General features: G+C 69.5%; 17 protein-coding genes. 8 read left to right on the plus strand and 9 right to left on the minus strand.

Features of this window, described 5'->3' with window-relative positions; all coding sequences use genetic code 11:
• Positions 1–2: 2 nt before the first annotated feature.
• Genes argG through argC form a run of 3 tightly spaced genes read left to right on the plus strand, consistent with a single transcriptional unit; the run spans position 3 to position 3,323 of the window.
• Entirely contained in the window at positions 3–1,196 is a 1,194-nt protein-coding gene (argG, locus tag AC6JA9_RS30000) for an argininosuccinate synthase (RefSeq protein ID WP_497958213.1), read from the plus strand.
• A 1-nt stretch (position 1,197) separates the two neighbouring features.
• Positions 1,198–2,259, plus strand: a complete 1,062-nt coding sequence (locus AC6JA9_RS30005) for a hypothetical protein (RefSeq protein ID WP_223784002.1) — start codon at positions 1,198–1,200, stop codon at positions 2,257–2,259.
• Entirely contained in the window at positions 2,256–3,323 is a 1,068-nt protein-coding gene (gene argC, locus AC6JA9_RS30010; RefSeq protein ID WP_046715162.1) for an N-acetyl-gamma-glutamyl-phosphate reductase, read from the plus strand. The genes AC6JA9_RS30005 and argC overlap by 4 nt, the downstream gene beginning before the upstream one ends.
• Before the next feature lie 55 nt (positions 3,324–3,378).
• Here the strand turns inward: argC and AC6JA9_RS30015 are convergent, their stop codons facing one another.
• Positions 3,379–3,936, minus strand: a complete 558-nt coding sequence (locus tag AC6JA9_RS30015) for a hypothetical protein (RefSeq protein WP_141323714.1) — start codon at positions 3,934–3,936, stop codon at positions 3,379–3,381.
• A gap of 313 nt (positions 3,937–4,249) precedes the next feature.
• On the opposite strand from AC6JA9_RS30015, the gene AC6JA9_RS30020 reads away from it, so the two are divergent.
• From AC6JA9_RS30020 to AC6JA9_RS30030, 3 genes are all read left to right on the plus strand, one after another.
• On the plus strand, positions 4,250–4,567 hold the full coding sequence (locus AC6JA9_RS30020) for a hypothetical protein (RefSeq protein WP_497958214.1): 318 nt from the start codon (positions 4,250–4,252) through the stop codon (positions 4,565–4,567).
• Between the two features lie 2 nt (positions 4,568–4,569).
• A complete protein-coding gene (locus tag AC6JA9_RS30025) occupies positions 4,570–5,445 on the plus strand; it encodes an ATP-grasp domain-containing protein (RefSeq protein ID WP_223784000.1) in 876 nt (291 codons plus the stop codon).
• 104 nt (positions 5,446–5,549) lie between these two features.
• On the plus strand, positions 5,550–7,160 hold the full coding sequence (locus tag AC6JA9_RS30030; protein WP_223745526.1) for a Na+/H+ antiporter: 1,611 nt from the start codon (positions 5,550–5,552) through the stop codon (positions 7,158–7,160).
• A gap of 6 nt (positions 7,161–7,166) precedes the next feature.
• On the opposite strand, the gene AC6JA9_RS30035 is transcribed toward AC6JA9_RS30030, so the two are convergent.
• Genes AC6JA9_RS30035 through AC6JA9_RS30055 form a run of 5 tightly spaced genes read right to left on the minus strand, consistent with a single transcriptional unit; the run spans position 7,167 to position 12,446 of the window.
• Entirely contained in the window at positions 7,167–7,997 is an 831-nt protein-coding gene (locus AC6JA9_RS30035) for a hypothetical protein (RefSeq protein WP_223745525.1), read from the minus strand.
• 20 nt (positions 7,998–8,017) lie between these two features.
• Positions 8,018–8,815 carry a tRNA pseudouridine(38-40) synthase TruA gene (truA, locus tag AC6JA9_RS30040; protein WP_497958215.1) on the minus strand — a complete coding sequence of 266 codons (798 nt, stop codon included), beginning with the start codon at positions 8,813–8,815 and terminating at the stop codon, positions 8,018–8,020.
• Position 8,816: 1 nt separating this feature from the next.
• Positions 8,817–10,094, minus strand: coding sequence for a serine/threonine protein kinase (locus AC6JA9_RS30045; protein ID WP_408889725.1), 1,278 nt, complete (start codon positions 10,092–10,094; stop codon positions 8,817–8,819).
• A 37-nt stretch (positions 10,095–10,131) separates the two neighbouring features.
• Positions 10,132–11,106 carry a class I SAM-dependent rRNA methyltransferase gene (locus tag AC6JA9_RS30050; protein ID WP_497958216.1) on the minus strand — a complete coding sequence of 325 codons (975 nt, stop codon included), beginning with the start codon at positions 11,104–11,106 and terminating at the stop codon, positions 10,132–10,134.
• 14 nt (positions 11,107–11,120) lie between these two features.
• The gene (locus tag AC6JA9_RS30055; RefSeq protein WP_483578368.1) at positions 11,121–12,446 is read right to left on the minus strand and encodes an amidohydrolase family protein; all 1,326 of its coding nucleotides are present in this window, start codon (positions 12,444–12,446) and stop codon (positions 11,121–11,123) included.
• A gap of 1,085 nt (positions 12,447–13,531) precedes the next feature.
• On the opposite strand from AC6JA9_RS30055, the gene AC6JA9_RS30060 reads away from it, so the two are divergent.
• Together AC6JA9_RS30060 and AC6JA9_RS30065 are read left to right on the plus strand one after the other, a co-directional pair.
• Entirely contained in the window at positions 13,532–15,040 is a 1,509-nt protein-coding gene (locus AC6JA9_RS30060) for a hypothetical protein (protein WP_267700144.1), read from the plus strand.
• A complete protein-coding gene (locus tag AC6JA9_RS30065) occupies positions 15,037–17,532 on the plus strand; it encodes a YfhO family protein (RefSeq protein ID WP_497958217.1) in 2,496 nt (831 codons plus the stop codon). Before AC6JA9_RS30060 ends, AC6JA9_RS30065 begins: the two co-directional genes overlap by 4 nt.
• 6 nt (positions 17,533–17,538) lie before the next feature.
• Here AC6JA9_RS30065 and AC6JA9_RS30070 read toward each other — a convergent pair whose 3' ends face one another.
• The 3 genes from AC6JA9_RS30070 to AC6JA9_RS30080 all read right to left on the minus strand — a co-directional run bounded on the left by AC6JA9_RS30070 (position 17,539) and on the right by AC6JA9_RS30080 (position 19,995).
• Positions 17,539–18,306 (minus strand): MerR family transcriptional regulator, encoded by a 768-nt coding sequence (locus AC6JA9_RS30070; RefSeq protein WP_497958218.1) that lies wholly within the window; start codon positions 18,304–18,306, stop codon positions 17,539–17,541.
• Positions 18,307–18,687: 381 nt separating this feature from the next.
• Positions 18,688–19,581 (minus strand): hypothetical protein, encoded by an 894-nt coding sequence (locus AC6JA9_RS30075; protein WP_483578372.1) that lies wholly within the window; start codon positions 19,579–19,581, stop codon positions 18,688–18,690.
• A gap of 156 nt (positions 19,582–19,737) precedes the next feature.
• Positions 19,738–19,995 (minus strand): hypothetical protein, encoded by a 258-nt coding sequence (locus AC6JA9_RS30080; protein WP_046715176.1) that lies wholly within the window; start codon positions 19,993–19,995, stop codon positions 19,738–19,740.
• Positions 19,996–20,001 lie beyond the last annotated feature (6 nt).

The following is a 20,001-nucleotide window of genomic DNA, read 5'->3' on the forward strand; positions in this document are numbered from 1 at the left end:
ACATGAGCAAGAAGAACGTGGTGCTGGCCTTCTCCGGCGGACTCGATACCGCTTTCTGCACGGTGTACCTGCGAGAGCAGGGCTACAACGTCACCACCGTCACGGTGGACACGGGCGGCTTCCCGCCCGAGCAGCTGGCGAACATCGCGGCCCTGTCGGCGAAGCTGGGCGCCGTGGAGCACATCAAGGTGGACGCGCGCGGCACCCTCTTCGAGGGCTACCTGCGCTACCTCATCGCCGGCAACGTGCTGCGCGGCCAGGTCTACCCCCTGAGCGTCTCCGCCGAGCGCGCCTGCCAGGCCGTGGAGGTGGTGCGCGTGGCGCGCGAGAAGGGCGTGCAGGCGCTCGCGCACGGCAGCACCGGCGCCGGCAACGACCAGGTGCGCTTCGACGTGGCGTTCCGCTCGCTGGCGGGCGACCTGGAGCTGCTCACCCCCATCCGCACGCTGGGCCTGAGCCGTCAGCAGGAGCTGTCGTTCCTGGCCGAGCGCGGCATCCACATGCCGCCGAAGCTGGGCTCCTACTCGGTCAACGAGGGCATGTGGGGCACGTCCGTGGGCGGCAGCGAGACGCTCAACTCGTGGAGCGCGCTGCCCGAGGCGGCGTTCCCCTCCGGCGAGATTCCCACGGACCTGAAGCCCCGTACGCTGACCGTGGGCTTCGACAAGGGCGTGCCCACGTCGCTGGACGGCAAGGCGCTGGGGCCGGTGGAGCTGGTGGAGGCGCTCAACGTGCTGGGCCGTCAGTACGGCATCGGCCGCGGCGTGCACCTGGGTGACACCATCCTGGGCATCAAGGGCCGCGTGGGCTTCGAGGCGCCCGCGGCGCACCTGCTCATCACCTCGCACCGCGAGCTGGAGAAGCTGGTGCTGTCGGGCAAGCAGCTGTTCTGGAAGGAGACCTTGGGCAATCTCTACGGCTCGCTGCTCCACGAGGGTCACTTCTTCGACCCGCTCGTGAAGGACCTGGAGGCGTTCCTCACCTCCTCGCAGGAGCGGGTGACGGGCGAGGTGCGGCTGGTGCTGCACCCGCGGACGCTGGTGGTGGAGGGCGTGCGCTCGCCGTACTCGCTGATGGACGCGAAGGTGGCGACGTACGGAGAGGCGAACGTGTTGTGGACGGGCTCGGAGGCCGCTGGCTTCGCCAAGCTGTACGGCGTGGCGCAGATGCTCTCGCACAAGGCGAAGGGAGGCTGACATGAAGGTCTTCGTCGACAAGGTCGGTAGCGTCACCCGCAACCTGGGCCTGGGGCGCACGGTGCACCTGACGCCCGAGGTGAAGGCCGAGGAGGGCGCCGTCGTCGCCGTGCGCATCCACGGCGAGAAGAGCGTCTACAACCAGCTGGAGGACTGCCACGGCCGGCTCGTGACGCTGCACGCGGGCGACATCATGGTGGGCGCCCTGGGGCACCGCAACGCGCTGCACGGCTACGAGGGCGTGGTGCCGGAGTCCGTCACCGTGGGCCAGCGGCTGCATGTGCTGAACATGGGCGGCGTCATCGGCAAGTGCACCTCGCACAACCCCGGCGTGGGCATGCCCTTCGAGGCGGAGGTGCTGGGCCAGGTGCTGGAGTTCCCGGAGCTGTTGTCGCGCAACGGGCAGCCGGCGCACATCTCCTCGGGCGCGCTCAAGGGCACGGGGACGATGGTGAAGTGCCCCGTCGTCTACGTGGTGGGCACGTGCATGAACGCGGGCAAGACGTACGCGGCCAGCGCCATGGTGCGCAAGCTCGCGCAGGCGGGCTACCGCGTGGGCGGCGCGAAGCTCACGGGGGTGTCGCTGATGCGCGACACGCTGAGCATGCAGGACTCCGGCGCGGACGTGGTGATGGACTTCACGGACGCGGGCATCGTGTGCACGGGGCCTCGCACGGCGGCGCGGGTGGCGCGGGTGCTGTTCAGCGAGCTGGCGTCGGCGGACGTGGACGTCATCGTCGCGGAGACGGGCGACGGCATCATGGGTGAGTACGGCGTGCAGGCGATTCTCGCGGACCCGGAGCTCAAGGGCCTGGCGGGCGCGTGGGTGATGTGCGCGAACGACCCGGTGGGCGCGGCCGGCGGCGTGCGGCATCTGAAGGAGACGTACGGCATCGAGGTGGACGTGCTGGCGGGGCCGGCGACGGACAACGCGGTGGGCGTGCGCTTCGTGGAGCAGGTCGTCGGGGTTCCGGCGCGCAACGCCCGCGCGGACGCGGCGGCGCTGGGTGGTCTCATCCTGGAGAAGCTCACGCCGAAGCTGGGCGTGGGGAGGAAGTCATGACGCGGGCACATATCTACATCCTGGGCGCCTCCGGCTTCGGCGGCGGCGAGCTCTTGCGGATTCTCTCCGGCCACCCGGCGGTGGCGGGCATCCGCGTGGTGTCCCGGCACCACGCCGGTGAGCCCATCCACAAGGTGCACCCGCACCTGCGCGGACTGGTGGACGCGAAGTTCGAGGCGGAGCCGGACTGGCGCTGGCTGGCCGACTCGCAGCAGCCCGTCGTCTTCAGTGCGCTGGGCCACGGGGAGCTGGCCACCCAGTTCCTCGGCCTGGAGAAGAAGTGGGCCGAGGTCGGCCTCGCCGAGCGCGTGCTGCTGGTGGACCTGTCCTCTGACTTCCGCCTGGACCACCCGGGCCGCTACGCGGGCGCCTACGGCAAGCCCCACCCCGCGCCGGACCTGCTGGGCACCTTCACGTACGGCCTCACCGAGTGGAAGCGCGAGGCGCTCAAGGGCGCCAAGCGCATCGCCAACCCGGGCTGCTTCGCCACCGCGGTGCAGCTGGCCCTGCTGCCCATCGCGTCCACGCCGGGGCTGGGCCTCTTGGCCGTGTCGGGCGTGACGGGCTCGTCCGGCTCCGGCTCGCTGCCGGGCGAGGGCACGCACCACCCCACCCGCGCGCACGACTTCCGCGCGTACAAGCCGCTCGAGCACCAGCACGAGGCGGAGGTGGAGGTCATGCTGGTGGCCCACGGCGCGCAGCGCCACCGGTTGGCCTTCGTGCCGCACTCGGCGCCCATGGTGCGCGGCATCTTCGCCACCGTGCAGTTCGAGTGGCCCGAGCACGGCGGCGCGGTGGTGACGCAGTCGCTGACGGACAAGTTCCGCCGCTATTACGAGGGCTCGAAGTTCGTGCGCATCGTCGAGGGCACCCCGCGCATCGCCGCCGTCACCGGCAGCAACTTCTGCGACATCTCCGTCGCGACGAAGGGCCGCTCGGTCGCCGTCATGGCCGCGCTGGACAACCTGGTGAAGGGCATGGCCGGCCAGGCCGTGCAGAACTTCAACGTGTCCCTGGGCCTGCCCGAGGACACCGGCCTGCGCCAGGCGGCCTGCTACCCGTGACAGTGCCCGCGCCCGCCCCGAATCCTTCCGGTGGCGGGCGCGGCGGTCTCACGACTCAGAGCACGCGGGTGATGGTGAGCTGGGCGACGCCGCCCAGCGAGGACACGCCCGCGGGGTTCATGCACGCCAGGTTCAACAGCGCCGTCGTGTAGGCGATGGTCCAGGTCGCGGTGGCGCCGTAGTACTTCCCGTGCAGCACCGTCCCGGCATACGTCACCACCGTCGTCAGGCCCGCGACGCTGACGTCGACGGACGTGTAGTCGAACCGGGAGAACTCCCCGGTGTTCCAGGTGATGGTGGCCTCACCGGCCCCCGTGGCCAGCGGGTTCGAGCACGTCAGCCCGGTGCGCTCATAGGGCCCCGTCGTCACGTTGCCGTTGAGGACGACCTGTCCCAGCACCGTCAGGCAGTTGCTGAAGGTCGATGAGGTCGTCACGTCGATGTCCCGGGGCGTCATCGTCGCCGCGGGGGAGAACGTCCGCGTGGAGGTCCCCAGCTCACAGATGACGCTCACCGGCTCCGCGGCGAGTACCGCGCCCGCGGGCGCCACCAGCGCCGCACAGAACAGACTCTTCGACAGCCAGACACCCAGACGACGCGTCAGCGTGCTCATGCATGCTCCAGGAATGGGGTTTCGGGTGGACCCGAGGCCCGCGGTCGACCCGGTGCCACTGTCACGCCGCACGCGCGCGCGGACCATTGAACCTGGGGACACGGCGACATCCACCTCCCGCTGCTGCGGGCGCTGTTGCGGGCCGCTTGTCAGGAGTCACCGTGCCACGCAGTCGCGTACGTGGAAGCCTCCAGCCTTCGTCGAAAGTCGTGCGTGCGCTCGCGCGTGAGAATCTTCCGCCAGCACGTCAGGCACTCCATGTGCCCGCGTCCGGGTTGCGCCCTTGCTCCCTGCTCTCGACGAAAGGCCGCGCATGCCCATCGCTGAATGTGCTGGAGGCTGTCCTCGCGTCATCTCGCTCTCGGTGGACCCCGCGGGAAATCCCGTGGCCGCGGCCCAGCCGGAGCACTTCGCCACCCACTACCGACACTGCCCCTCCTGCCGGCGCTTCTGGTGCGAGCGCTGCGTCGGTGAGACCCTCTCTTGCAGCCGCTGCGAGGGTCCGCTCGAGTCCCCCACCCCGCGCCACGCGCTGGACATCCTCTTCGGCGGACGGATTCCCGAAGGGCTGCTGGCCAGCCTCGACCTCGGGGCCGCGGAGGACGACTCGAAGCGACAGGGAGGGAACTAGCCATGGCTCGCATTGCACGCGCCCTGCTGTTCGGTCGCAATCCCTCCCAGCACGACACCTTCGACGTGGAAGCCGAGGCCGCGGAGGCCCTGGGGTTCGACACGTACCAGGTGGACCTGGCCGCGCTGCTCAACGGCAACGTCGAGCTGGCGCTCGAGGCGGTGCCGCACCAAGGCCCCCTGCGCCTGCTCTACCGGGGCTGGATGCTCACCGAGGAGGAGTACACCTCGCTCGACGAGGCCCTCTCCGAGCGCGGCCACCGGCTCACCACCACGCCCACGCAGTACGCCGCCGCGCTGTACCTGCCCCTCTGGTACCCGCGCCTCGCGCGCTACACCGCGCGCTCCATCTGGACGGAGGGCACGGTGGCCCGCGAGGCCTGGAGCGAAGCGGCCCGCGTGCTCGGCCCTCCGCCGTGGATTCTCAAGGACCACGTGAAGTCCGCGAAGGAGCGCTGGGAGGAGGCCTGCCACGTGCCCGCCGGCGCCACGCTCGAGGACTTCTCGCGCACGTGCGAGAACCTCGTGGAGGAGCGCGGCGAGCGCTTCGAGCGGGGGCTCGTCGTGCGCAAGTACCTGCCCCTCAAGGTCTACGGCCGCACGCCCACCGGCCCCGCCCACCTGGAGTTCCGCCTCTTCTTCGGCCACGGCCGCCTGCTCGCCGCCGAGCCTCAGCATGAGTTCGACGTCGAGGTCCCCGACTTCTCATCCTTCGAGCCGCTGGGACGCCGCATCGACTCACCCTTCTTCACCCTCGACGTCGCCATGCTCCAGGACGGCGGCTGGGCCGTCATCGAGGTGAACGACGGCGGCGTCTCCGGCCTGCCTCCGGGGCTGGACCCTCACGCCCTCTTCGAGCCCCTGCTGGGGACCGGGTAGACAGGCACCCGCCACGCCATCTGCACCTGGGTGCCCCGCCACGCGGGGCATCTGGGTTATGGTCCGTTCCTTTGAAGTTTTGACGTCAAACCAGGCAAGGAACGATGCATTTCGAATTGGCCTTCGTCCTCATCTTCGCAGTCGCGACCGCGGTGGCCATCGCGGCGCGGTATTTCAAGATTCCCTACACGGTGGCCCTGGTGGTGGCGGGGTTGTCGTTGGGCGCGGTGCATCTGTTCGAGCCACCGCACCTCACCAAGGAGCTGCTCTTCGCCATCATCCTGCCGGGCCTCTTGTTCGAGGCGGCGTTCCACCTCGAGTTCCGCAAGTTCTGGAAGAACAAGCTGACCATCCACGCCATGGCGATTCCGGGCGTGGCGGCGTCGGCGGGCCTGACGGCGTTCATCCTGTCGCACTGGGTGGAGGGGATGAACGTGGTGACGGGGTTCGGGATGATTCCGGCGATGGTGTTCGCGTCGGTCATCGTCTCCACGGACCCGATTGCGGTGGTGGGCCTGTTCAAGTCGCTGGGCGCACCCAAGCGGCTGCTCATCCTGGTGGAGGGTGAGAGCCTGCTGAACGACGGCACCGCCGTGGTGCTGTTCACGCTGGTGGTGGCGGTGGCGATGGGCGGCCAGTTCACGGTGGGCGGCGCGGTGATGGACTTCATCAAGGTCGCCGGCATGGGCATGGTGGTGGGCAGCGCGGTGGGCTACGTGGCCGCGCGGGTCATCAAGAAGGTGGATGACGCGATGGTGGAGATCACCTGCACCGTCATCGCGGCGTACGGCTCGTTCGTCATCGCGGAGAACTTCCACTACTCGGGCGTCATCGCGACGGTGGTGGCCGGCATGCTGTGCGGCAACTGGGCCACGCACGAGGGTATGAGCCCCACCACGCGCGTCGCGGTGGAGAGCTTCTGGGAGTACTGGTCCTTCGCGCTCAACTCGGTGGTGTTCCTGCTCATCGGCCTGGAGGTGAACCTCACCTCGCTGCTCGCGTCGTGGAAGCCGATTCTGGCGGCCTACTTCGCGGTCATCGCGGGCCGCGCGGTGGTGGTGTACGGCGTGTCCGCCATCCTGAAGCTCACGTCGGAGCGCATGCCGTGGTCCTGGAGCGCGGTGCTCACGTGGGCCGGCCTGCGCGGCGCCATCTCCATGGTGCTGGTGCTCAGCCTTCCGGCGGACTTCGCGCACCGCGAGCTGCTCGTGAACATGACGTTCGGCGTGGTGGTGCTCTCCATCGTGTTCCAGGGCCTCACCATGGCGCCGCTGTTGCGCAAGCTGCGCATCACGGGCCTCAAGGACGAGTACCAGGAGCAGTACGAGCTGGCGCGCGGTCGACTGGGTGCCATCCACGCGGCGATGGCCGCGCTCGAGGCGATGCGTCGCTCGCGGGAGATTCCCGGCGACGTGGTGAGCCAGGTCGAGAAGGACTACCAGGAGAAGGAGCGCGTGATGGAGGCGGAGCTGGCGCAGCTCAAGCAGCAGTCGATGCGCTTCCACGAGGAGGAGCACCAGGAGGCCATCCGCCGCGTGCTCATCGTCGAGAAGGAGTCGCTGCTCAAGGCGTACCAGTCGGCGACCATCGGCAAGGAGGCCTTCGCGAGGCTCACCGCGGAGCTGGACGAGCGCATCGCCCAGGCCGACGCCGCCGAGGCCCACACCTCCTCGCCCGCCGCACCGTCGACGCCCACGAGCGCCGTCGGGACGTGAAGTACGTCAGGGCACGGGAGGCTTCGGTGACTCCGGAGCCTCCGGTGCCTGGGCGGTCAGGGACTGCTCGGGCAGGCGAATCACCTGCCCGGGGAGCGCCTCACCGAGGGGCCCTGCTGTCGTAGCACTCGTCGTCGAGGCCCCCAGGGTCTCCACCGCGCTCGGGGCTGGCACCACAGCAGCCGCTTCCGAGGCGGAGACAGGCGCCACCGCCGAGGAGACCTCCGCGGCTGGAGTGCCCTCGAGAGAAGGCGTCGCCGCCGTCGCGGTGCCGGAGGCCACCTGGGCCTCGCGCTGCTCCAGTCGGGCGCCCCCCTGCTCCGCCGCGCGGAGGAACTCGTCGTACTCGGACTTGCGGGCCTCGGACTTCGCCTGCGTCTTCTCCGTCTGCTTCGCCGCCGCGTCCCGGCCGAGCTTCAGCGCACGGGCGCTGAGCACCACGCCGCCCGCGAAGGCGAAGACGTTCAGCACCGAGCCCAGACCGCCCAGCCACAGCGCATCCGCACCGCCCTGCACGAAGCCCAGCGCGAGGACGAAGGTGGCGCCGGACACCGCCGCGCCCGCCGCCGTCTTCCACGGCCGCAGCTCCATCACCCGACCCGCGCCGTAGCAGAGCGCCGGCAGCACCGCGAGCACCCACAGGTTCTCCAGCAGCACCGCGATGAAAATCTTGAGCGGCCCGAAGGACAGCGACTGCACCCGCTGGCTCAGCCGCAGCGTCAGCGACACGCTCAGCGTCGAGCCCGCGACCAGCGCGATGAAACCCAGTCCCACGATGAACTGGAAACGGCGGATTCGAACACGCAACGGCTCGAGGGCACTGGTCTTGGGGCTCACGGCCGGCAGCCTACTCCACTTCAGCCCTCGTCCTCGTCCGCGTCCGCCTCGCCCCCCGGTGAGCGAGGAGGCGGGCCGTCCGCGTAGAAGACCTCCTCCAGCACCAGCCCCTGGGGAGGCGCCGTGGGCCCGGCCTTCTTCCGGTCCCGAGAGGCCAGCACCTCGGCCACCCACGCCTCGGACCGACGGCCCTTGCCCACCTCCACCAGCGTCCCGACGAGGTTTCGGACCATGTGCTTCAGGAAGGCCGTCCCCTCCACCACGAAGCTGATGGCCCCACCCGGCTCGCCCTCGACGGACAGCCGGCGCACCTCGCGGACTGCGTGTTTGGCCTGGCAGTCCGACGCCCGGAACGCGGAGTAGTCATGCCGGCCCAACAGGTGCGCCGACGCCCTCCGCATCGCCTCCACGTCCAGCGGCGCGAACACCTCCCAGTGCGTCGTGCGCAAGAGCGGCGAGCGCGTGCGGCGATTGTTCACCCGGTAACGGTAACGCTTGCCCCGGGACCAGCGCCTCGGGTCGAACCCATCCGGGGCCTCCACCGCGCTCACCACCGCGACGTCCTCCGGCAACAAGCTGTTGAGGCCCTGCACATAGGCCTTCAGCGGCAGCGCGCGCTCGGTGTCGAAGCAGATGACCTGCCCCGTCGCGTGCACGCCCGAATCGGTGCGCCCGGCGGAGCGCACGGACACCTGTTCTCCGAGCAGGCGGCCCAGGGACTCCTCGAGCACGGCCTGGAGGGAGCGGCCATTGGGTTGCACCTGCCAACCCACGTACCGCGTGCCCTCGTATTCGAGCGTCAGCTTCAGCCGAGGCATGTCAGCGGTACTTGAGCCAGGACTCGAGGAGCTCGGCCACCATGCGGCCCGGCTGCACGTTGTTGCGACGGGCCACGGTCTCCAGCGCCTCCAACTGCTCCACGGTGAGCGGCACGGCCAGCATGCGTGGCTCGGTGCGCTCCTCGGGACCACCGGGCGCGAGCGCGGCGATTCCCGGCGGAATCGTCAGGGGTGCGGTGACGGCGGGGGAAGGCTCGGACACGGGCGGCGGAGCGGTGTCGAGCGCGCCGACGACCTCGGACAGCTCCAGCGCCTCCTCGGAGGTGGGCGCGGTGGCCTGGCGCGCGCGCTGGCGGCGCTGCTCCTCCTGGAGCTCCTCCTCGAAGAGCTGCTTGATGAAGTTGGCCAGATGCAGCGGCGTGGGCGTGAAGTCGTACGCATCCAGGAACGCGTCCAGGTCCTTCTGCATCTCCGCCGCCGTCTGATAGCGGCGCTCGCGATCCCTCTCGAGCGCCTTCATCAGGATGACCTCGACGCGCTCGGGCAGATCCTCGCGGAAGTACGAGGGCGCGTAGATCTTCCCCTCGGTGATGCTGCGCATCACGGCGACCTCGGACTCGCCCGTGAAGAGCTTGAAGCCCGTGAGCCATTCGTAGAGCACGACGCCGAGCGAGAACACGTCGCTGCGGCAGTCCAGCGCCTTGCCCAGACACTGCTCGGGGCTCATGTAGCTGAGCTTGCCCTTGATTTCGCCCGTGCGCGTCTGGCTGACCTGGTTGGCCGCCTTGGCGATGCCGAAGTCGAGGATCTTCACCGAGCCGTCGAAGGCGACGACGATGTTCTCCGGCGACACGTCCCTGTGAACGATGTTGAGCGGGTTGTCGTAGAGGTCCACCTTCGTGTGCGCGTGGTGCAGGCCCGCGCAGACGCAGGAGGCGATCTTCACCGCGTAGACCAGCGGGAAGGGGATGCCGAGCGCCTCCGCCTTGGGGACGACGCGGCGCATGTCGCGGCCGGCCACGTACTCCATGGCGATGAAGTAGCTCTCCGCGATTTTGCCCAGGTCGTGGATCTGCACGACGTTGGGGTGGTTGAGCTGGGCGGCGAGCCGGGCCTCGTTGAGGAACATCTTCACGAAGGCCGCGTGCTTGGACAGGTGCGGGCGGATGCGCTTGATGACGACGGGCGACTCGCGTCCGTCCTCACCTTCCTGGTGCGCGAGGAAGATCTCCGCCATCCCTCCAACGGCGATGCGGTCGATGAGCCGGTACTTGCCGAAGCGACCGGTTTCGCGCTGCTGCGGTGCGGCGGGAGACATGGACCCTGCACCTTAACCCGCGCCAGGGCACCTCGCGCTAACGAAGTTGGACGACGTGGACCTTCAAGGCCGGCTCCTGGCCAGGAGGGCTCGGGAAGTCGAGGGAAGAAGGCCCCGTCGAGCCCAGCCCCCTCCCCTGTCGCCCGGCCAGGGAGATGCCCTCGGCCACCATCGTCTCGAAGCGCTTCAGGGGCAGGCCCGCATGGTTGCAGCAGGCGACCAGCCGGCCTCCGGGAGCGACGACGCGAGCGGCGGCCTCGGCCAGCCGGGCGTAGTCGCGCGCCGCGGAGAAGCGGGCCTCCTTCGTGTTGGAGAAGGACGGAGGGTCCGCGATGACGAGGTCGAACGTCTCGCCCTTCTTCGCCAATCGCTTGAGCCAGTCGAAGACGTCCCCGGCCACGTAGTCATAGCGGTCCGCGGACTGTCCGTTGAGGCGCGCGTTCTCCTCGCCCCATTCGAGCACGCGGCGGCTCGCGTCCACGTTGAGCGCCCGCTTCGCGCCGGCCGCGGTGGCGACGACGCCGAACGCGCAGGTGTAAGAGAAGAGGTTGAGCACGGTGAGGCCGCGCGCCTCGTTCAGGAGCCACGCGCGGGTGTCGCGCATGTCCAGGTACAGGCCGACGGAGAGGCCCTGTCCGGGGCGGATGAGGAAGGACAGGCCGTTCTCGAGCGCCGTGAGGGACTCGATGGGCTCACCGCGCGCGGCGCTCTCCGGTGCGAGCGTCTCCTTCGCCACGTTGGCGAGGACACGGGCCTCCCGGGGGCGACGCTTGAGATAGAGGCTCGTCGGAGCCCACGCGGCCATCGCGGCGTCGAGGAGGGACTCTTCTTCCGAGGCGGAGAGGTCGCGGTAGAGGCTGACGACGTACAGCCCGCCGAAGCGGTCGACGGTGACGTCGGGGACGCCGTCCGCCTCGCCATTGAGGACGCGGAAGGCGGTGGTGCGAGGGTCGTCGAGCAGGGGGCCGCGCCGGGCCTGCGCGGTCCGCAGGGTGTCCACGATGGTGGGCATGGGCCCTCCCTGTATCAGCTTCCCAGTCGCGCGCGAGACCAGACGCGCTCGAGCGCCTCGGTGGCGGCGAGGGACAGGTCCACGTAGTCGGTGCCGAGCAGCTGTCCTTCACGCACACGGACGCGGCCATCGACGATGGTCCAGGCGACGGGAGAGCGGGCGAGCTGTCCGATGAGATAGGGCGAGTAGCCCGTCTCGGGGTCCGCGGCGGGAATCGAGTCGTAGACGACGAGGTCGGCGAGGCTGCCCTCCTCGACGGTGCCCGAGGGCAGACCGAACAGGCGCGTACACAGCTCCGCGGGCCCGCTGACGAGCAGGTGCGCGAGCGTGCTGTCCACGTCTGGCAGGTGACCCGCACGGGAGATGCGCAGCACACCGACGAGGGCCGCGAGCAGCTCGTCCTGGAGAGTCCCGTGGCCGCCAGTGCCCAGGCCGAGCAGGTGCAGGCGAAGGAGGATGGCCTCCATCGGGTCCGTGCCACGCTCGAGGGTGCGCACGCCCCGCGCCGCGAGGGACACGAAGGTCTCGGTCTGCTCCAGGCGGGTGGCCTCGGCACTGTCCAGGGCGCGGGCATAGCCGGCGATGGCGCGAGGGCCGAGCAGCCCGAGCGAGTCGAGGCGGGGCACCACGCGCTGACCATGTCGTGCGTAGGTGGTGCTGAGGTCGTCCTCGTTCTCGGCGAGGTGGAAGACGGTGGGGACGTCGAGCTCCGCGCTCAGGCGGGAGATGCGCGACAGGAGTGAGTCCTCGCAGGTGTACGAGGCGTGGAAGCCGAGCGCACCGCGCACCATGCGGTGCTTCGCATGACGACGGGCGAAGTCCGCGTTGGCGTCGAGCCACGCGTCCGCTTGGGAGGCGCCGTCCATGCTGTGCGTGGCATGGCTGGTGACAAGGCGCAGGCCGACACTCTCGGAGGCGCGGGCCTGGGCGGCGAGACCACCGGCGACATCAGAGCAGGCGAGGTGCTCGACGACGAGGGTGACGCCGTCACGAAGGGCCCGCGCGGCGGCGAAGCGCGTGAGGGCCTCCACGTCCTCGGAGGAGACGAGGCGGGCCACGCGGCGCATGCGCTCCAGTCGCTCGCGAGGCGGCAGGAGGAGGAACTGGCCATTGGGCGGCAACAGCTGCCCGTTGACGAGGTGCGAGTGGCTGTCGACCAGGCCCGGAGCGACGAGGCGTCCGCGACAGGCGACCTCCCAGTCACCCGGCAGCACCGGTACCTGGGCGTCGGGAGCGACGCGACGGATGACGCCACCTTCGACCACCACGGCCATGCCACGGCGGACCCGACCGTCCGCTCGGAACACAGCGCAGTTCTTCAGCAGCAGGCGACCTTCCATGTCCGGCATCTGTCATAGCACGGCTTCCCCGAGGGGGGAGCAGGACAAGTCGGGGAATCCTGGGGCCGATATGGGGACTTGCCAGACGCGGGCAACTCGGTGCAGGGCCCGCGAGCTCCTCGGAGGGCCCGTCACGTATGCATCGAGGCGTCTTTCTGACTGTGATTTGCTCGGCGGACGCTGGCCAACGCGAGGAGAGCAGGCTTTGCGAAAACTGCTGAGAATCGTCTCGCGCCCCGGAGCCGTCGTCAGACTCCTGCGGCAAGCCAGGCAGGCGCCCGCCGAAGCGGTCGACTCCTTCTTCAACTCGGAGGAGGGCCTCGCGGACTCCGGGGCACTCTCTCGTTACCCCAGCCTCCTGCAGGTCCAGGTCTGGCGGCGCATTCGCGCGACGACGCGCTCCCCGGTGATTGAGAATCGGGCTGTGCAGGCACTGGTGGACTTGAAGCACCCGCCAGACGACCTCATCCCCTATCTCTGGCAATGCATGGCGGAAGGACGGATAGGCGCCGTAGATGGGATCCTCACAGCGTACGAGCCCCGCATGAGTGACGAGGAGCTCGAAACCATCCTGCGCGCCATCGAACGAGGGGCTCCTGCCGAGGAGCGCTGCAATGTGGCACTGACCCTCCTCTGCATGAGAGAGAGGACGGCTCGGCTACAACGATTTCTCGAAGCGACCGGCCTCTGGGAATGGAGAGGAATTGTGCCTCGCGACTGTGGGGCCGTGCTCCTGACTCGAATGTTTCCGAGCAACCACGCCCTGACATGCGACCTGTGTCATCAACATGTGAGCGTGCCCAGGTTCGTCATCGGCCCCAGGGCGACAGTGTGCTCCGAGTGCCTGAGCCCGGGCCTGGTGGTCCCGGCTACCGCCTCATCCGGTTGCGTGCTCTGCGGACACGCGGGCCCGGCCCTTTGTTCAGACTGCACCTGGCAGGTCGAGACACTGCGGCAGAGCTGGAAGAGCCCCCCACCGACGGCCGCTGAGCACCTAAAATCTGCCTCCAGGCGGCCTGAGCTGGGCCGTCCACGGTGAGCGCGCCTTCGCAGGAGGCCCGGGAGCACTGTAGGCTGCGGCCCACATGAGAACGCGGTCCCTCCTCCTCCCAGGACCGGCGGCTCTGGCGGCACTGGTGCTCACCGTGCGGCTCGGGATGTCGCCGCTCAAGAACTTCGACCTCTTCTTCCACCTCGCCGGGGGCCAGTTCGTCCTGAAGAACGGCTTCACCCGCGTGGACCCCTTCAGCGTCACGGGGACCGCGGGCTGGGTGCCTCACGAGTGGGGCTTCGGCGTGCTCTGCGTCGGCCTCATCCGCCTGCTCGGCGCCGCGGGTCCCGCACTGCTCGTCGCGGGGCTCGTCGCGCTCAACCTCATGCTCCTGTGGAAGGTTCTCGAGCGCGCCGCCTCGGGTCGACGCGGCCTGCTGGCCGTCGCCACGCTCGCCGCCCTGCTCGTCGTCTACGGCCCCACCTGGCCCCAGGAGCGGCCGTACCACCTGGGCCACCTGCTCTTCACCCTCGCGGTCCTCGCCATCCAGTCGTGGCGCGCGGGCAATGACCGCATCCTCTGGGTCTTCCCCTTCCTCGGCGCCATCTGGGCCAACGTTCACGGCAGTTGGTTGCTCGGGCCCGCGCTCCTCGGCTCCACCGCCGTGGGCCAGTACCTCGACGAGCGCACCCCGGAGTCGCTCCGGCGCACACTGAAGGCCGTCGGCTTCAGCGTGGCCGCGTTCCTCGCCGCGGGCCTGGGGCCCGATGGCATCAACATCTACCTGTACCCCATCCACCACTCACTCCTCGCCTCCACGCAGACCATCGTCGAGTGGCGCCCCCTCAACCTCGACCTCGCGTCGAGCTGGGCCTATCTCGCGCTCGGCGGCGCGGCCTGCTTCGCTGTCGGCCAGTCCCGCGTCCGCAAGGTGGCCATCCTGCTGCCCGCCTTCGTGCTGGGGCTCGCCGCCATCAAGGTCCAGCGACACGCTCCCTTCGCGGCCGTGCTGCTCGCGCTCGCCCTGCTGGAGCATGCGGCGCTGACGCGTGTCGCGGGCGAGACCACGGACACGGCGGTCGGTGCATGGAAGCGATTCTGGGGTCGGGTGGATGCGTGGACGGCCGGGTGGAGCGCCAGGGCCGGTGGCGGACTCTGGCCCACGCTCGCGCTGCTGGGGCTCGTCGTGATTCACGCCCAGCACCCGCTGCCCTTCGACCAGGGCGTGAAGCGCTCCGTCATCCCAATCCCCGTGTTCGAGGCGCTGCGCAAGCACCCGCCGGGCAAGGTGCTCAACCCCTTCGTCATCGGCGGACCCATCTCGTTCTTCGCGGGCGCCGACTACAAGGTGTTCATCGACAGCCGGAATGATCCGTTCCCCATGTCCATCCACGAGGACTACGACAAGCTCGTCTGGGGTGAGCCCGGCTGGGAGGACGCGCTGGCTCGCTATGACCCGGACTACCTGCTCTGGGACATCGAGAACCCGGGGAACATCCTGCTCGACAACCTCCGTGTGCTCGGGGGCTGGCGAGAGGAGGCTCGGGACGGCAACTACGTCCTGTGGATTCGCGAGCGTCCCACCGCGACGGGCCACCCATGACGACGCGGAGACTCGAGGGACGCAAGGTCGCGCTCGCCGTCGTCGGGCTCGTGGCGATGCTCGCGTTCGACTACAGCCCCGTGCTGCGCGGCGAGCTGCTCGCGGGCCGCGACGTGTTCCGCATCTTCTTCCCCGACTCCGCGTTCCTGCTCGAGTCCCTGCGCACGGGGGAACTGCCCCTGTGGACACCGTACATGCGGCTGGGGCAGCCGTTCGCCGCGACACTCTACTCGCAGGTGTTCTACCCGCCGCGCTGGGTGGCCGTGCTCGTCTCCGGGCACATCATCTCGATGACGGTGATGCACATCGCTCACGCGGCGCTCGCGGCGGTGGGCGTGTTCCTGCTCGCGAAGAGGCTGCGCGCCTCGTGGCCCGCGTCGCTCGTCGCGGGCGCCATGTTCGGCCTGTCGCCGATGATGACGGACCTGGGCATCCAGCAGAACGTCGTGGATGCCGCGGCCTGGAGTGGGTTCATCCTCCTGGCCGCGTATGACCTCGCGCTCCAGCCCGGGCGCGGACCGCTGACCCGCCTCGCCATCTTCTCCACCCTGTCCCTGTTCGCCGGCTCGCCGGAGACCACGCTGTGGCAGGGAATCATCGCGGTGCTCGTGGCTGGGTTCGTCGGTGCGACGAGGACACCTGGAGCCACCGGACAGGTCGCGCGCCCTGGCGATTCGGGAACACCTCACGCTGTCGTGGTATCCCGCGACGCCTCGGCGCAGGTCGCGCAACAGGCCTCCGCTCACCCTCCCATCACAACGCCTCGCCCCACGGGCTCTTCGCAGGTCGCTTCCGCCCTCGACAGTGAGTCCCACGTCGCCTCCAGCACCACTGCCGAGCCGGAGCAGGCGCTCCACGTCATCACCGCCGAGCCCCGTTCATCACGGGCCTCGCTGAGCGGAGCCCGCTCCCGAATTCGTGCCGTGGCGGCCATCGCGGGTGGCTTCATCCTCTCCGCCATCCTCGCCTCCGTGGTCCTGCTGCCCACGACCGAGTTCGCGCTCAACTCGCTGCGCGCGCAGGGTGGCTGGTCGGAGCAGCTCGCGTGGTCTGTGTCGTGGCCGCAGGTCCTCTCGTCGGTGTGGCCGCTCGCGGACTGGCCTCGTGACAGGTACTGGGGCAAGGACCAGTGGTTCATCCTCAACCTGTTCCTCGGCACCCTGCCCTGCACGCTCGCCATCGTTGGTGGGCTCCACGGTCCCCGGCGCGCTCGCCCCTTCCTCATCGGCGCGCTCGCCCTGGTGCTCCTGAGCCTGGGTCGGCACTTCCCTCCCGCGGCCTGGGTCCTCCAGTCCGTGCCGCCGTTCTCCCTCTTCCGCTATCCCGCGAAGTACTTCGTCGGCACCGCCTTCTGCCTCTCCGTGCTCGCGGCCTTCGGACTGGATGCGCTGGGCCGGCTCGCACGAAAGCTGCCTCCCTCACGCGTGAAGGCCGCCGTGGCCTTCGTCCTCATGGGCGCCGCCATCGCCGCGAGTGGCCCCTTGGTCCGCATGCTCCCCATGCGCGCCTCCGCTGAAGCAGGCGCCCCTTGGGTGCCCTTCGCGCTCGGGCTCGCCGTCGTCACAGTGCTCCTGCTGCCGTGGTCCTTCGCCCGACCGCGCCGCGTGCGACACGGACTCGCGGCGCTCGCCGTGCTGGAGCTCGCGGCCGCGCACTCGTTGCTCGGCGTTCCCCGCTACACGCCCTGGGAGGCCTTGAAACAGCCCTTCTCCCTGCGCGCCTTCCTGCCCGAGCCCTTCCAGGGACGCATCAGCGCGGACATCGAAGGACCCGAGGACCCGACGCGCGTGGGCATCACCAACACCATCGAGCGCAGCCTCGACCGCCTCATCCCCAATCGCTTCGTCGAGGAACGCCTCCCTGCCCTCGAAGGCTACGGTGCCCCCGAGCCGCTGCGCTCAGACGTCTTCCACCTCGCGGGAGAGCGCGGCGCATACGACCTCGCGGGCGTCACGCACTACATCCGCAAGGGGCCGCCCCCCTTCGAGGACCTCGAGCTGCTCCACCAGGCCGAGGACGGCACCACGCTGTCGCGCTCGCGCACCGCGCTGCCTCGCGCGTTCCTGGTCCAGCGTGCCCGCGTCGTCTCCGACGAAGAGGCACTGGAGGCTGTCCTCGACGAGGACCACCCCTTCCGGGAGATCGCCTTCCTCGCCACCGGCGAGCCACTGGACCAGCCCGAGTGCGCGGGAGGCTCCGTGCGAATCGAGAAGAGCACCGCTCAACACCTGGAGCTCGCCGTCAGCGCGTGTGACGACAGCTACCTCGTCGTCTCGGACAGCTACTACCCCGGGTGGCGCGCGACGGTGGACGGGAAGGACACACCCATCCACCGTGCCAACCACGCCCTGCGCGCCGTGCGCCTGACTCCCGGCGCCCACCGCGTCCACTTCGACTACGCACCCACGAGCTTCCGCCTGGGCCTCGCCCTGTCACTGCTCGGCTGGGCGGGGCTCGGCTTCGTGTGGCTCAGGGCGAGACGCCGCGCGTGACGTGACTCACGACGTCACCCCGTGCCGCTCCGCGTTCGCCACGAAGGCATCTCGCAGGTACCGCGCGAGCCCCGGCTTCACGCCGTCCAGGTTCTCCGTGAAGCGCGAGTCCCCCACGTACATCTCCCCGAGCCCTCGCTGCATCACGTGGGAGCATGGGTAGAACCACTTCGAGATGAACTGGCGATACGCCTCCGCGAGCGCCAGCACCTCGGGGTCCGTCGCCGCGCGCCCCGCTTCGAGCTGCCTCGCGAGCGACCCGAGGAGGCCGTCCTGCTCCGCCTTGATGGCGCTCCAGTCCTCCTTCTTGTAGCGCGAGGTCCGTCGAGACGACTCCCGGTACGCCTCGGTGTCGCCCCAGCGCTCCTTCACCTCCTCCTCGTACTTCGACGGGTCGAATTCCCCAAACGCCTCGAACATCTTCTCGTTGTCCATGTGCTTCCCCTGCTCGAGTGCCTCCAGCGCCTGGTCCACCGTGCGCCGGAGAGCGTCCAGTCGCGAGGCCCGCTCGGACAGCAGTTGCCGCTGCATGAGCAAGGCCGCGCGGAGGTCGAAGTGAGGGTCGCCCAGGATGCGGCGGATCTCCTCCAGCGCGAAGCCGAGCTCCCGGAAGAAGAGCACCTGCTGCAGCCGCCGCAGGTCCACCTGCGTGTACAGCCGGTAACCCGCCTCGCTGCGCCCCGAGGGACTCAACAGGCCCAGGTCGTCATAGTGATGCAACGCCCGGACGCTGATCTTCGCCAGACGGGCCACCTGGCTGACTGTAAGGGCCATCTCTCTCCACCTCGGATGAGATGACTAAGGCCTCACGTCGCGTGAGGGTCAACCCCGGGCGTGCACGAAGCACACGGCTGCTCCTCCGCAAGCCACCGAGGCGGAGCGCGGCCCCGGGTCAGTCGAGGACGCGTCCATGAGCGGGCGGAAGACATCCGCATCAGCGCGTGCCCTCCGTCGCGCACCGAGGTGGCTCTCTCAGCGGTCCTGCTGGCGCGGGCGTCGCAGCCCTCGCCACGGGGACTCACAAGCCCCTGCTTCAGTCGCCGCGCGCCTCGCTCACCAGAATCTTCGCCAGAGGTCGAGAGGCAGTGATGCGCCCTCCACCGCGCCCCTCACGGCCGTCCCACCTCCCGCCGCGGGGACTCGCAAGCTCCTGCCTCAATCGCCGCGCGCCACGCTCGCGGGAGCGTCCATCGGCGGGCGGAAGACGTAGAGCATCAGCGGCGAGCCCTCCGTCACGCGCACCGAGGCGCCCCGACGCAGCACCCACAACTGCCCCACCTTCACGGGCTTCTCCTCGTCCGCGGTGAGGACACCCGAGCCCTCCGCCACGTAGACGATGACCGGCTCCGCCCGTGTCGCCTCCAGCGAATGCGCCCCCCGCGCGAGCACCACGCTGGACATCCGCCCCTCCAACGCGGGCAGCTTCACGATGGCCTCCTCCCCGCCCGCCTCGGCCAGTTCCGCGAGCGCCTGCAATGGAGTGAACGTGAAGGGCTCCGGCCCCCGCTGCATCCGCGCGTCCTCCGCGTCGATGTAGAGATTCCCATCGAAGCGCGGCGCGGCGAACACCAGGTTGCCCAGCATCTGGTCCTCCGCGCGGTTGAACCACGCGTGTCCGGTGAAAGGCTCGGAGGCAATCAAGTCCCCGGGCGGATGCGTCCCGCGTCGCTCCGTCAGCGCACCATCCTGCCCCCAGATCTGCTGCACCTCCGCCTGACCCGCGACGATGACCGTGGCCTCATGCGTGCGACGGTGGATGTGCAGCGGGCACGCCTGCCCTCGCCCCATGACGTGCAGGTGCACCGTCGCGCCGTCGGCGAAGAAGAACGTGTCCGAGATGTCCGCCGCGTCGGGGTTCTTCTTCGCCAGCGACTCGAAGACGGCGGGCACGTCGAAGACCTCGACCTCCGGGTCCTCGGGCACCGTCATCGCGCGCTTCACCGCGAACAGCACCGCCACCAGGAACACCGTCAGCACCAGCGACAGCGTCCGGTACAACACCACCCGACGTCGCAGCGTGGCGGACTCAACCGAGATGGGCTCGCTCAAGGAGGGCATCCTGGACGTCAGCGTCGTCAGGCCCCTCGCACCGCAGCCGAGCCTGAAGCGCACAAAGAAACATGGCGGGGCCCTCCGTGAGGAGGACACCCGCCACATGATTCGGAGGAAGCGCCGCGAGGCAACTCCTCACGAGACCCGAGGGACTCAGTAGGCGTTGTTCTTGCCGAAGTCCTTCATCGTCTTCTTGTTCAGCGCGACGTTGGACGACTGACCGTCGTTGTCCACGTCGGAGTTGCCGGCGAGGGCGGCCGCGGAGGCGCCGAACAGCTTGCGGATGTTGTCACCGAACAGCGTCACAACGCCGATGGCGGCGATCGCGATGAGGGCAACGATGATGATGTACTCGGTCATGCCCTGACCACGAGCCTTGCGGAGCTGGTTCTTCTTCGAGATCGCCTTCATGGAAGT

It is taken from the genome of Myxococcus sp. MH1, from assembly GCF_059738865.1.

Coding starts and splice junctions, on each gene's coding strand:
- AC6JA9_RS30015 (WP_141323714.1), bottom strand. CDS start 3,936: ATGAGCACGCTGACGCGTCGTCTGGGTGTCTGGCTGTCGAAGAGTCTG.
- AC6JA9_RS30045 (WP_408889725.1), bottom strand. CDS start 10,094: ATGTCTCCCGCCGCACCGCAGCAGCGCGAAACCGGTCGCTTCGGCAAG.
- truA (WP_497958215.1), bottom strand. CDS start 8,815: ATGCCTCGGCTGAAGCTGACGCTCGAATACGAGGGCACGCGGTACGTG.
- AC6JA9_RS30065 (WP_497958217.1), top strand. CDS start 15,037: ATGACGACGCGGAGACTCGAGGGACGCAAGGTCGCGCTCGCCGTCGTC.
- argG (WP_497958213.1), top strand. CDS start 3: ATGAGCAAGAAGAACGTGGTGCTGGCCTTCTCCGGCGGACTCGATACC.
- AC6JA9_RS30070 (WP_497958218.1), bottom strand. CDS start 18,306: ATGGCCCTTACAGTCAGCCAGGTGGCCCGTCTGGCGAAGATCAGCGTC.
- argC (WP_046715162.1), top strand. CDS start 2,256: ATGACGCGGGCACATATCTACATCCTGGGCGCCTCCGGCTTCGGCGGC.
- AC6JA9_RS30080 (WP_046715176.1), bottom strand. CDS start 19,995: ATGAAGGCGATCTCGAAGAAGAACCAGCTCCGCAAGGCTCGTGGTCAG.
- AC6JA9_RS30050 (WP_497958216.1), bottom strand. CDS start 11,106: ATGCCCACCATCGTGGACACCCTGCGGACCGCGCAGGCCCGGCGCGGC.
- AC6JA9_RS30025 (WP_223784000.1), top strand. CDS start 4,570: ATGGCTCGCATTGCACGCGCCCTGCTGTTCGGTCGCAATCCCTCCCAG.
- AC6JA9_RS30020 (WP_497958214.1), top strand. CDS start 4,250: ATGCCCATCGCTGAATGTGCTGGAGGCTGTCCTCGCGTCATCTCGCTC.
- AC6JA9_RS30005 (WP_223784002.1), top strand. CDS start 1,198: ATGAAGGTCTTCGTCGACAAGGTCGGTAGCGTCACCCGCAACCTGGGC.
- AC6JA9_RS30030 (WP_223745526.1), top strand. CDS start 5,550: ATGCATTTCGAATTGGCCTTCGTCCTCATCTTCGCAGTCGCGACCGCG.
- AC6JA9_RS30055 (WP_483578368.1), bottom strand. CDS start 12,446: ATGGAAGGTCGCCTGCTGCTGAAGAACTGCGCTGTGTTCCGAGCGGAC.
- AC6JA9_RS30060 (WP_267700144.1), top strand. CDS start 13,532: ATGAGAACGCGGTCCCTCCTCCTCCCAGGACCGGCGGCTCTGGCGGCA.